The organism is Acidovorax temperans (genome assembly GCF_028596105.1).
Classification (GTDB): Bacteria; Pseudomonadota; Gammaproteobacteria; order Burkholderiales; family Burkholderiaceae_C; genus Acidovorax; species Acidovorax temperans.
The window spans coordinates 1286153-1298600 of record NZ_CP117193.1 but is presented as its reverse complement, the minus strand read 5'-3'; the positions used below and the strand labels follow the sequence as shown (position 1 = coordinate 1298600).

Sequence of the window (12448 nt, the reverse complement as noted above, 5' to 3'; positions counted from 1 at the left end):
ACCACCATGTCTGCCCAGTGCACCGACCATTGCCACACCCCCACCGCCAGCGCAGACCCGCGCTACCGGCGCATTCTGTGGATCGCCCTGCTCGTAAACGCCGCCATGTTTGTGGTGGAGCTGGGCGCGGGGCTGAGTTCAGGCTCCGCCTCCCTGCTGGCCGACGCCATCGACTTTCTCGGCGACGCGGCCAACTACGGCGTATCGCTCCTGGTGCTGGCCATGGCGCTGCAGTGGCGCGCCAGGGCAGCGCTGCTCAAGGGCGCCAGCATGCTGGCCTTCGGGGTGTTTGTGATTGGCCGCGTCGCCTGGGGCGCGTGGCAGGGCATCACGCCCGAGGCGCTCACCATGGGCTCGGTCGGCCTGCTGGCACTGGCTGCGAATGTGGGCGTGGCCCTGCTGCTGTACGCCTGGCGCGATGGCGACGCCAACATGCGTGGCGTGTGGCTGTGCACCCGCAACGATGCGTTGAGCAACGTGGCCGTGATGCTGGCCGCGCTGGGTGTGTTTGGCACGGGCCGCAACTGGCCCGACCTGGTGGTGGCCGGTGTGATGGCAGCCCTGGCCATCTCTGGCGGGTGGAGCGTGGTGCGCCAGGCGCGCCAGGAGCTGGCCCATGCTTCGAAGCAAAATGCGCCTCAAGCGCTTTAACCACAAGCGCGAGAAGCTATACAATTAATAGCAAATAAACATTGAACCAGCAGGCTACCCAAGTGGCACACGGTGTCTGCTTGCTGGTTTTTTGACGCACCACAAGCCCAGGCATGGCGCTTGCATGGTCCAATCCGCCCTCGTTTCCCGCTTTCAGCCATGTCCCGCACCTCCGCCGCCCCCGCTGTTCCGCCCCCCGTGGCGGTGCCCCACACCCTCACTGAAGACGCCGTGGCGATCTTTACCGGGGTGCTGCTGATTTCCGTGGGCGTGGCGTTTTTCACCAGTGCGGGCCTGCTGACCGGCGGCACGGCCGGGCTGGCGTTTTTGCTGCACTACGCCACGGGCATTGGCTTCGGCAAGATTTTCTTCGTGCTGAATCTGCCCTTTTACTGGCTGGCGCTGCGCAAGCTGGGCCGGGCCTTCACGCTCAAAACCTTCATCGCCGTGCTGCTGCTGTCAGTGCTGACGGAATTGCAATCGCAGTTCCTGCAGTTTGCGCAGCTGCAGCCCGTGTATGCCGCCGTGGCGGGCGGGCTCATCACCGGCACGGGTTTTCTCGTGCTGTTTCGCCACCGCTGCAGCCTGGGGGGCGTGGGCATTTTGGCGCTGTACCTGCAAGACCGCTACGGCTGGCGCGCCGGCAAGGTGCAGATGGCTGTGGACTGCGCCATCGTGCTGCTGGCCCTGTGGACCGTAGAGCCCCTGCGCGTGGCTTGGTCTGTGGCTGGTGCCGTGGCCCTGAACCTGGTGCTGGCCATGAACCACCGCCCCGGGCGCTACATGGCGGTGTAAGAGCCGTTGCCGGTATTCACAGCGCCTGGGCACTGAATCCCCCATCGCGGGAACCTTTGTTCACCTGGCCGTATCATTCATCGCATGCGTCGCGGCTTGTTTTTTGTCCTCATGGTGGTGCTGGTCCTTCGGGGCCTCACGGGCACCGCCATGGCTGCGGGGGTGCTACCGCCCCTGGCGCTGACGCAAGCCGCTACGGCACACCAGCACGCTGCTGACACGGCGCAGCACGCCACCCACGACGACCCAAGCCACTACGGCACCGCTGCAGACCTGGGCAACCACTGCGCGGACGCATCTGCCGAATGCCACCCGCATGAGCACGCCACCTGCTCGGCCTGTGAGATTAGTCACTCGGCCATGCTTGCCGCGCCCGGCGTTTCCCCGTATGTGCCCCGGCTGCCCGGCGCGCACCTGCGCCACACCGCAGCACCCCTGCACAACGCCCCAGCGGCGTTGCTCATCAAACCGCCCATCGCCTGATCTCCGACGCCCGAAGTGCGTCTGCCGCAGCCCTGCTGTACGCCAGCCGGGCTGGCTGCGCAACGCCATTGCCTTTGTTCGTTGTCTGGAGACCGCCATGCGCGCCCCTGATTTATCGCCTCTTTTTGCGCCAGCCCTGCCGCGCATTTCGCCCCCACTGCGCCGATGGACTGCCTGCATGTTCACCACCTTCAAGGTGCGCGCCAACCAGCCGGCGGGCGACTACCGCGACCCCGGCGACTACGCGCAGCCCCCTGGCACCCAGGCCTACGAATGGCAAGGTGCCCCCGCCCACACCCCACGCCCCGCGCGTGCCGACACCCCCGGCACAGTGCCCGGCGCGGCCACCGCCCGCAAGCCCGCTGCCAGCAGCCACCAACATTGAACCCTGAACACACCATGAAAACTATCAAATTAATAGCTGCCTGCGCTTTATTCATGGGCGCTACAGCCAGTTTTGGTCATGAAAGCATGCCCCATGCTGCCAAACCGGCCGCGATCAAGGAACAAAAAGAATGGGGCATTGCCGGCGACGCCAAGGCCGTGACCCGCACCATCACCCTGCGCATGGGCGACGACATGCGCTTTACCCCAAGCCATATCGAAGTGCGCGAGGGTGAAACCGTGCGCCTGCGGGCCCAAAACAAGGGCAAGGTGATGCACGAAATCGTCATCGGCACCAAGGCCGAGCTGGACCAGCACGCCGAGATGATGGTGAAACACCCCGGCATGGAGCACGATGAGCCGTACATGGCCCACGTCAAACCCGGCCAGCGCGGCGACATCGTGTGGCACTTCAACCGCCCAGGCACTTTTGACTTTGCCTGCCTGATCGCGGGCCACTACCAGGCGGGCATGACCGGCACCATCACCGTGCTGCCCCGCGCCCATTGAATAATCCTCCGGAGATCCTCATGCAACCCATCAGTACCCCCTCCCGCACTGCTCCCGCCCTCAGCCGCCGCCAGTGGCTGACCACCACGCTGACGCTGCTCGGCGCTGGTACGGTGGCGGCCCTGGCCCCGTCCTTGGCACGCGCTGCCGGGCCTGCCCCCACGCCGGTCGAAGTGTGGAAAGACCCCAACTGCGGCTGCTGCAAGGATTGGGTGGACCACATGCAGGCCAATGGCTTCAAGGTGACGGTGCACGAAACCGGCAACAACGCCGTGCGCGCACGGCTGGGCCTGCCGCAAAAGCTGGGCTCGTGCCACACCGCCCTGGTGGGCGGCTACGTGGTGGAAGGCCATGTGCCCGCCAGCGATGTGCGCGCCTTGCTGCAGCAAAAGCCCAAGGCTCTGGGCATCGCTGTGCCTGGCATGCCCGTGGGCTCGCCCGGCATGGACGGCGCCGTGTATGGCGACCGCCGCGACCCCTACGACGTGCTGCTGGTGGCGCACGATGGCAGCACCCGTGTTTTCAAGAGCTACAACAAAAAGGCTTCCACATGACCCTCGTGCCCAAGCTCCTCCCACAGTGGCCTGCGCTGCTGGCAGCGGCACTCCTCGCCGGTGGCCAGGCATGGGCCCAGGCACCCGCCGCCGACAGCCACGCAGCACATCACACAGCTGCCGCCAACGAACAGCAGGCCGACTTGAGCGAAGGCGAGGTCACCCGCGTGGACGCTGCCGCCCTCAAAGTCACGCTGCGCCACGGCGAGCTCAAGAACCTCAACATGCCGCCCATGACCATGGTGTTCCGCGTGCAGGACGCCGCCCTGCTCGCGCCGCTCAAGGCGGGTGACAAAGTGCGTTTTCGGGCAGAGCAGGTCAAGGGCGCCTACTACGCCACACGCATCGAAAAGGCCCAGTGAATGGCTGCGGCGGTAAGGTGCAGGTAGAAGCGGGCCACCATAATCGGGGCCCATGAACGCCCTCTTCCCCGCTGGCGATGCCGGCAGCATCACCCGCGTGGCCGGCATTGAAGTCGGCCATTTCACCGACACCCGCCGGCCCACCGGCTGCACCGTGGTCATGGCGCGCGAGGGCGCCGTGGCCGGGGTGGACGTGCGTGGCGCCGCTCCCGGCACGCGCGAAACCGACTTGCTGCACCCGTCCAACCTGGTGGACAAGGTGCACGCCATCATGCTCGCTGGCGGCAGCGCCTGGGGGCTGGAAGCCGCCACGGGTGCGGTGCGCTGGCTGGAAGAGCGCGGTGTGGGCCTGGACGTGGCCGTGGGCCGCCTTCCCATCGTGCCCGCGGCGGTGCTGTTTGACCTGCTGGTGGGCGACATGCGCATTCGCCCCGATGCCGCAGCGGGCTATGCCGCGTGCGCCGCAGCGTCTGGCGCCGACCCGGCCGAAGGCAATGTGGGCGCTGGGGCAGGAGCCGTGGTGGGCAAGGTCTTTGGCATCCAGCACGCCATGAAGGGCGGCGTGGGCACGGCGTCCGTCACGGTGGATGGTGTGACGGTGGGAGCCTTGATCGCCTGCAACGCCCTGGGCGATGTGATCGACCCCGACACCGCCCAGGTGATGGCCGGCGCACGCACCGACGATGGCCGGGCACTGCGCGACACGCGCCGCGCCCTGCTGCGCGGCCAGCCGCCCCAGCCCTTGCTGGCCGGTACCAACACCACCATCGGCGTCGTGGCCACCGATGCCATCCTGACCAAAGTACAGGCGCACCGCCTGGCCATTGTCGCGCACGACGGTCTGGCACGCAGCATCAACCCGGTGCACACCATGTCGGACGGCGACACCCTGTTCAGCCTGGGCACGGGCCGTGCGGGCAAAAGCCTGGGCATGATGGTGCTGGCCACGATGGCGGCCGAAGCCACCGCGCGCGCAACGGCCCGGGCAGTGCAGGCGGCACGTTCTGTCACCACCGGAGACGGCCTGTACCTGCCAGCCATGGCAGACTTGCGCGGCTGATTCTGCGGCGGGCACCAGCCGGTGCACCGCCTGCTTTCTTTTTCCCATTGGTATCGCCCGTGATGTCTCCCCGCATGTCCAAGGCGCTGCGCTCTGCGTTGCTGTCGTTTCGTGATCTGGTCCTGTCTGCTGGGCCCTTGGCCTTCCTGGCAGTAGGCCTGTTGGTGCTGGCCTATTGGTGGCTCAACCCCACACCGCCCAAATCGGTCACGCTGGCCACGGGCCCCGCGCAAAGCGCCTATGAAGAGTTTGGCAAGCGCTACCAGATGGCCCTGGCCGCCGCTGGCATCGAGGTGCGGCTGCTGCCTAGCGATGGATCATCGGCCAACCTTCAGTTGCTGCGCGACGGCCAGGCAGACCTGGCCTTTGTGCAAGGCGGCACCGCCGAGCTGCTGCCGGACGACCCGGAAAACCTGGTGTCGCTGGGCAGCCTGTTTGTGGAGCCAGTGTGGGTGTTCTACCGCACCGAAGCCGCCCAGCGCATGTACGAGCGGCCCCGGCTGGACGGCTTGCGGCAATTGCGCGGCATGCGCGTGAACGTGGGCTCGGAAGGCAGTGGCGTACCCTGGCTCATGAACCAGTTGCTGGAAGCCAACCGCCTGGAGGCCGGCGCAGTGACCATGACCCGGCTGGAAGAAACGCCTGCCACTGTCGCCTTCCTGGCAGGCAAGCTGGACGCGCTGGTGTTCGCGTCAGCCCCCGAGTCGCTGATGGTGCAGATGCTGCTGCAAACCCCTGGCGTGCAGCTGCTCGACATTGCCCAGCACGAGGCGTACGCACGGCGTTTCCCCTTCCTCTCCCCGGTCACGCTACCCTGGGGTGTGGTGGACCTGGCCAGCAATGTGCCAGCGCGGGACGTGCGCATGGTGGCGTCCACCACCTCGCTGCTGGCGCGGGAATCCACGCACCCGGCCTTGCTCACGCTGTTTGCGCAGCGCGCCCAGCAGGTGCACAGCACAGCGGGCTGGTTCAACCGCGCACGGGAGTTTCCCAACATGCGCAACAGCGAGTTGCCCATTGCCAAAGAGGGTGAGCGGGCCATGAACGAGCCGGTGCCCATGCTGCAGCGCTACCTGCCGTTCTGGCTGGCCAACCTGATTGAGCGGATGTGGCTGGTGCTGGGGATTTTGCTGGCGGCCCTGCTGCCCCTGTCACGCGTTGTGCCACCGCTGTACCAGTTCAGGGTGCGCTCGCGCGTCTTCCGCTGGTACGGCCGCTTGCGCGAGATCGAAGACACGGTGGAGTCTGAGCCAGACAAGGCCCCGCAAATGCTGCAGGCGCTCGATGCGCTGGAAGCCCAGGTTGAAAAGGTGACCGTGCCGCTGTCATACGCCGACGAGTTGTACGCCTTGCGCAACCATATCCACCTGATCCGCAAGAAGCTCATGCGGCCCTGAGGGCTTGGCCTGACTCCAAGCCCCCTGCGGCTGGCGTGCCTTGCGTGCGGCCCAGTTGAATCAGCGGCCTTTGGAAACCTTGGGGGGCGTGCGGGACAGGTCGGCCGGTGCCGAATTGGCACTGCGAGACGAGGGTTTGTAGCGAATCACGCGCAGCGTACCTTCGCTGGCGAGTTTGTCCCGCATGCGGCGCGTCATCGACTGCGTGCTGCCATCGGGCGAGGTGAACAGGAACAGCGTTCCGTTGGGACTGGTCCAGGTAAGCTGCGTGCGCACCGGGCGCTGGTTGGAGATCAATTCCACCCACGCACCCACCACAAAATTGGCAAAGGGGTCTTCAGCCAGGGCTGCCACTTGGCTGGCGGTGGGCTCCAGCAGCGCCTGGCTGCTGTCCTCTTCCGCCGGAAGTTCCGAGCCCATGCTGTCGCCAGGCTCAGCTACTGCATCACCCTGCGGCAATGGAATCGAGATGCCAGGCGCTGGGGGAGCTTCAAAGGCCGCCTGGTGCAATGCGACCAACCTCGCAATGAAAGCGCTGGCCTTGTCGGCCGGGTAATCAATGGAGCGCAGACCTTGGCGCAACTTTGCCAGCATGTCAGGGATGGCGTGGGTCAGGCGCTCCGGCTCCAGCCGGGTCAGTTCGGGCTGGGCACTCCAAAGAAGCAAGGGCACCAGCGCCAGGTATCCCGAGGGGTCATCTTGCTGCCCTTCGGCGCTCACCTGCGCCAGAGCCACCACGTCTGCCCAAGGGCCCGCAGCAAAATCCAGAATATCGGCAGGCACATTGCCTATGTCGTGCAGCTTGCGAATATCAGCCGCCACCCGTTCAGCCAGCATGGTTCGTTGCTCGGCCCGCTGACGTGCCTGCTGCTCTGCTACTTCCTGGGCTTTCTTGCGCTGCTCCTGGGTGTCCCACGCGGAGTACAGTGCCCGCAGAACGGTCTCGAAAGGCGTGGAGTCTTTGATCTGGCTGGCCGCCAAATGGGCCACGCCTTCATTCACCAAGCGCACAAACTGGGCAAAGCCCGGCGCATCTTCGGTAGTGAACGCCAGACTGCGCTGCGTGATCTCATCCAGCAGGCGCCGCGCCGGATGGCCTGCATCCGTGAAGAAACGAGGGTCAAAGCGCACCAATTGTTTGAGCGGCTCCTCCAGCTTCTTTACCGCGAGCTGCATGGGAGGCAGCAGCCGCGCGTCTTGCGCCAGCGTCGCCATCATGTTGGCCACCACGTCGGCCGCCACCGCAGGGGATTCCGTGGGCGCCACAAAAGGAACCGTGTAGATGGGTTGTGCCAACTGCACTGGCGCACGCCAGGCGGACAACGGCGCCGCTGCCTGGGCTCCGCCCGCCAGGCGGTTCACCAGCCGTTCCAGCTGGGCCATGTCTTCCATGGCGTCCACGGCCACGGCAGGAATTGCGGCGTAAGCAGATCCCAATGGGCCAGGTACGCTGGGCACGGCGGCGGGGACATTCTCCCAGCGGCTGGCCGGTTGCGCGATCATCTGGGGGGCAACAGCCGCGTAACCGGGCGGATTGAACGGGTCTGCCCCCGCCAGCATCTGGCGCAGAATGCCCACGGTCAGAATGGCTTCCTCCGCCTCTGCCGCCAGGGGGGACTGCTGGGAATCGCCCTGCCACCCGGTAGGCGCACCCATGCCGCGGCTGTTGTACCCGGAAGCCCCACCGTATCCACTGGTGTGCCCGTAGCCCGTGGCATAGCCACCACCGTAACCCGTGGCCATAGCCTGCTGGGGAGCGCCGTAGCCTGATCGGCCCACCGCACCGCCGGGAGTGCCCAGCACCGCGTACCCCACAGGCTGCACGCCCTGGTCTCGCAGCATTTTGGCCATGCGCTGGTACTCACCCTCCAGCAACTTGCCCAATAGGCCTCGCATGTGCTGCATCCACAGCTGGCGCACTTCAGACGTGGCGCCCGTTTCAGACACAACCCGCTGCAATGCGCGGATGTAATTCTCGGGACGCAAGGGGTTGCGCTCGGGCTGCACGCTGCGCAAACCCTGAGCAGAGCTGACCAGCGTATTGAGTTCAGATAGCACGCCCTCGGTCGCATGGGCCGCCAGTTGCTGAGCGCGTGCAAGCTCCACCTGGTCTTGCACTTCGCTGTCGTCCATCAGCGAGAGCTCGCCGAAGTCCATGCCAGAGGCATCTGCCGGGCGAACCTTGGCGTTGGCAGGTCCCTCCGCAAAGATCTCCAGCAGCGCCATGGGGTAGCCCTTGAGCAATGCGGCCTCATGCAGCTTAAGCGCATTCAGCGCATCACTCAGATTGTTGCGCTGCTGGATATTGCGAACCGACGACTCTTCCTGAGTCAACGCATTGCGCGTGACTTCCACCAGTTTGCCCATGAGCGGCTCGCCTTCGCGCACCGCACTGACAACGCAGGCGCGGAAGACGGTTCTCAGATCGAGCGCTGCCTGGGACATGGTAAGTGAAAGAAAGAGGAGTTTTCGGCTGCAATCCTACTTGACCTGCGAGCGTTGGAGCGCTTACTTGAGCGCCTTGTAACGCATGCGCTTGGGCTTCGCACCCTCTTCGCCCAGGCGCTTTTTCTTGTCGGCTTCGTACTCTTGGTAATTGCCGTCAAAAAACGTCCATTGGCTGTCACCTTCAGCGGCCAGGATATGCGTGGCAATCCGGTCCAGAAACCATCGATCGTGGCTGATGACCAACACCGTACCCGCGTATTCCAGCAGGGCATCTTCCAGGGCGCGCAAGGTTTCCACGTCCAAGTCGTTCGATGGCTCGTCCAGCAGCAGCACGTTGCCGCCCTGGATCAGCGTTTTGGCCAAGTGCAGACGACCGCGCTCACCACCGGAGAGCATGCCCACCTTCTTTTGCTGATCTCCACCGTTGAAGTTGAAGCGGCCCGCGTAAGCACGGCTGGCCATCTGGAACTTGCCGATGTTGATGATGTCCAGACCACCGGAGATGTCTTCCCAGACGGTTTTATCGTCCGACAATGAATCACGCGACTGGTCTACGTAGGCCATTTTCACGGTGGAGCCAATGATGACTTCGCCTGCGTCAGGCTGCTCACGGCCTGCAATCAGCTTGAACAGCGTGGATTTACCGGCACCGTTGGGGCCGATGATGCCGACGATGGCGCCTGCAGGGATGTTCATGCTCAGGTTGTCGATCAGGACGCGATCACCAAACGACTTGGTGACGTTCTTGAATTCGATGACCTGGGTGCCCAAGCGGTCGGCCACAGGAATGAAGATTTCCTGCGTTTCGTTGCGCTTTTGGTATTCGAAATCGCTCAATTCCTCGAAGCGGGCAATACGAGCCTTGCTCTTGGCCTGGCGGCCCTTGGCGTTCTGGCGCACCCATTCCAGTTCCTTCTTCAGAGCCTTGGCGCGGGCTTCTTCACCCTTTTGCTCAGACTCCAAACGGGCCTGCTTCTGGTCCAGCCAGGTGCTGTAGTTGCCCTTGTACGGAATGCCATGACCACGGTCCAGTTCCAGAATCCACTCGGCGGCGTTGTCCAGGAAGTAGCGATCGTGGGTGATGGCCACCACGGTGCCGGGGAAGCGGTGCAGGAACTGTTCCAGCCAGTCCACCGACTCAGCGTCCAAGTGGTTGGTGGGTTCGTCGAGCAGCAGCATGTCAGGCTTGGACAGCAACAGGCGGCACAGCGCAATGCGGCGCTTTTCACCGCCGGAAAGCACGCCCACCTTGGCATCCCATGGAGGCAGGCGCAGGGCGTCAGCAGCGATTTCCAGTTGGTGCTCGGAATCTGTGCCAGCGGTGGCAATGATGGCCTCCAGACGGGCCTGCTCTGCAGCCAGCGCGTCAAAGTCAGCATCGGGCTCGGCATAGGCGGCGTACACCTCTTCGAGCTTGGCCTTGGCGGCAAAGACCTCACCCATGGCCTCTTCCACGCTTTCACGCACGGTGTGCTCGGGGTTGAGTTGAGGTTCCTGGGGCAGATAGCCAATCTTGATGCCAGGCATCGGGATGGCTTCACCCTCGATCTCCTTGTCCACGCCAGCCATGATCTTGAGCAGCGTTGACTTGCCCGAGCCATTCAGGCCCAGCACACCAATCTTGGCGCCCGGGAAAAAGCTCAGGGAAATGTCTTTCAAGATCTGGCGCTTGGGGGGCACCGTCTTGCTGACGCGATTCATCGAATAAACGTATTGGGCCATTGCTTGTCTAACCTGCGAAAGTGGGCAAAAATTCTGCGTTCAAACCGAGATTATCGGCCCATGCGACAATAGATGCCGTAATGGGCTCCAGTTGCTCATCACATCAGCAGTTTGCTGGGGACGATGGAATCTCTATTTCCGGGCTCCCACCTTTGAACCTCATCTGCCTGAGACTGGCTCGGCAACCCTCTCGCGGTTGCGACGACAGGCTGATACCCCGCGCCCCGGACGGGTGCAATCAACGACATGAAATTTGAAGAACTGAATCTGGCCCCCGCCATCCTGAAGGCTGTGCTCGAACAAGGCTATGAGACGCCTACCCCCATTCAGGCGCAGGCAATCCCCGCCGTGCTTGAAGGGCATGACCTTCTGGCCGGGGCACAGACCGGCACCGGCAAGACGGCTGCGTTCACCCTGCCGATGCTGCATCGCCTGAGCCAGGGCGCAGCCCCCAAGAGCAAATTTGGCGGCAAGGGCATTCGTGCTCTGGTACTCACACCCACCCGTGAACTGGCCGCTCAGGTCGAAGAGTCGGTGCGCGATTACGGTAAATATCTGGATATCAACTCGACCGTGGTGTTTGGCGGTGTGGGCATGAACCCACAGATCGACCGCATCAAGCGCGGGGTGGATGTATTGGTTGCCACGCCCGGGCGTTTGCTCGACCTGCAGCAGCAAGGTTTCCTGGACCTTTCCACAGTTGAAATTCTGGTGCTGGACGAAGCCGACCGCATGCTCGACATGGGGTTCATCCATGACGTCAAAAAGGTGCTCGCCTTAGTACCCAAAGACAAGCAGAGTCTGCTTTTCTCTGCCACGTTCAGCGATGAAATCCGCGAGCTGGCCAATACGCTGCTCAAGAACCCCCAAAGCATCCAGGTCACGCCCAGCAACACCACGGTGCAGCGCATCACCCAGGTGATTCACCCCGTGGGCCGTGGCAAGAAAAAGCAAGTGCTGTTGCACATCATCCAACAGCACAACTGGAGCCAGGTACTGGTGTTCACCCGCACCAAATTCGGCGCCAACAATGTGGCTGAGTTCCTCACCAAGAATGGCGTGAGCGCGATGGCACTGCACGGCAACAAGAGCCAGAGCGCCCGCACCCAGGCATTGGCAGGCTTCAAGAGTGGCGAGATCCGCGCTCTGGTAGCCACAGACATTGCGGCCCGCGGCATCGACATCGACGACCTGCCACACGTCGTCAACTACGAGATTCCCAACGTGTCCGAGGACTACGTTCACCGCATCGGCCGCACGGGCCGTGCAGGCGCCACTGGCGAAGCCGTCAGCCTCGTCTGCATGGACGAGGAAGGCTTCATGATGGACATCGAGCGCTTTACCAAGCAGCAAATTCCCGTCCAGGTCATTGAAGGCTTTGGCCCTGAGCCAGGCGAAAAGGCCGAGCCTATCGCCATGGGCCGCCAGACCATCTGGGGCGGTGCAGGCAAGCCACCGAGCCGCGAAGTGATGCAGGCTGCCGCCAAGGCCGCTCGCTCCGAAATGATGGACCGCATTCGTACCAACAAGGCAGCCCAGGGCCAAGGCGAACGCAGCCCTCGCCAAGGCAATGGCGGCGGTGGACGGTCTGGAAACGGCAGCGGCTCACGCGGCCAAGGCCCGAACGCAGGTGGAAGCCGTGCTGGCCAGGGTGGTGGTGCAGGTCGCGGCAACGCTCAACCGGCATCTGCACGCAGCCGTGGCCCACGCGCCGACAATTCCTCTCGCTACGACGATGCACAGCCTCCACGGGCCAATGCCCATCTGGGAACCCACCTCGGACACAGCAACCCCGTCCATCGCAATGGAGGCCACGGCGCGGGTGGACAACCCGACCCCATGCGTACCAGCGTAGACAGCATGGCCGAACGTGGTCGCCGCGGCGGTGGTGGTGGATACCGTAGCGGCGGAGGCGGATACGGCGGCGGTGGTGGTGGCGGCCGAGGCAATGGACCACGTGGCTCTGGCGGCCCTCGCGGTTCATTCAATCGCTAACCACTCCTCCTGATCAACGCGCCCAGCTCCCATTTTTGTGTGGGAGTTGGGCGCAGTTACATTGGGAGTGGCTTTCACACCAGTGCA

General features: G+C 64.1%; 12 protein-coding genes. 10 read left to right on the top strand and 2 right to left on the bottom strand.

Annotation, left to right across the window (positions count from 1 at the left end):
• Positions 1-6 precede the first annotated feature (6 nt).
• From PQV96_RS06095 to PQV96_RS06055, 9 genes are all read left to right on the top strand, one after another.
• Entirely contained in the window at positions 7-651 is a 645-nt protein-coding gene (locus PQV96_RS06095) for a cation efflux transmembrane domain-containing protein (protein ID WP_273624822.1), read from the top strand.
• Positions 652-810: 159 nt separating this feature from the next.
• A complete protein-coding gene (locus PQV96_RS06090) occupies positions 811-1446 on the top strand; it encodes a YitT family protein (protein ID WP_207373208.1) in 636 nt (211 codons plus the stop codon).
• Positions 1447-1530: 84 nt separating this feature from the next.
• The gene (locus tag PQV96_RS06085; RefSeq protein ID WP_273624821.1) at positions 1531-1929 is read left to right on the top strand and encodes a hypothetical protein; all 399 of its coding nucleotides are present in this window, start codon (positions 1531-1533) and stop codon (positions 1927-1929) included.
• 178 nt (positions 1930-2107) lie between these two features.
• Entirely contained in the window at positions 2108-2314 is a 207-nt protein-coding gene (locus tag PQV96_RS06080) for a hypothetical protein (protein WP_337931728.1), read from the top strand.
• A gap of 14 nt (positions 2315-2328) precedes the next feature.
• Positions 2329-2823: a cupredoxin domain-containing protein gene (locus tag PQV96_RS06075; protein WP_273624820.1), complete on the top strand. Its 495-nt coding sequence runs from the start codon at positions 2329-2331 to the stop codon at positions 2821-2823.
• 20 nt (positions 2824-2843) lie between these two features.
• Positions 2844-3377, top strand: coding sequence for a DUF411 domain-containing protein (locus tag PQV96_RS06070; protein ID WP_273624819.1), 534 nt, complete (start codon positions 2844-2846; stop codon positions 3375-3377).
• Positions 3374-3739, top strand: coding sequence for a copper-binding protein (locus tag PQV96_RS06065; RefSeq protein WP_273624818.1), 366 nt, complete (start codon positions 3374-3376; stop codon positions 3737-3739). The genes PQV96_RS06070 and PQV96_RS06065 overlap by 4 nt, the downstream gene beginning before the upstream one ends.
• Positions 3740-3791: 52 nt before the next feature.
• Positions 3792-4799, top strand: coding sequence for a P1 family peptidase (locus PQV96_RS06060; RefSeq protein WP_273624817.1), 1008 nt, complete (start codon positions 3792-3794; stop codon positions 4797-4799).
• 74 nt (positions 4800-4873) lie between these two features.
• Positions 4874-6196 carry a TAXI family TRAP transporter solute-binding subunit gene (locus PQV96_RS06055; RefSeq protein ID WP_273625229.1) on the top strand — a complete coding sequence of 441 codons (1323 nt, stop codon included), beginning with the start codon at positions 4874-4876 and terminating at the stop codon, positions 6194-6196.
• A gap of 60 nt (positions 6197-6256) precedes the next feature.
• Here the strand turns inward: PQV96_RS06055 and PQV96_RS06050 are convergent, their stop codons facing one another.
• Positions 6257-8641, bottom strand: coding sequence for a DUF1631 family protein (locus PQV96_RS06050; protein ID WP_273624816.1), 2385 nt, complete (start codon positions 8639-8641; stop codon positions 6257-6259).
• Between the two features lie 63 nt (positions 8642-8704).
• Positions 8705-10366 carry an energy-dependent translational throttle protein EttA gene (gene ettA / locus PQV96_RS06045; protein WP_044401746.1) on the bottom strand — a complete coding sequence of 554 codons (1662 nt, stop codon included), beginning with the start codon at positions 10364-10366 and terminating at the stop codon, positions 8705-8707.
• 246 nt (positions 10367-10612) lie between these two features.
• Between ettA and PQV96_RS06040 the strand changes: the two genes are divergently transcribed.
• Positions 10613-12361 (top strand): DEAD/DEAH box helicase, encoded by a 1749-nt coding sequence (locus PQV96_RS06040; RefSeq protein ID WP_207373215.1) that lies wholly within the window; start codon positions 10613-10615, stop codon positions 12359-12361.
• Positions 12362-12448: the final 87 nt, after the last annotated feature.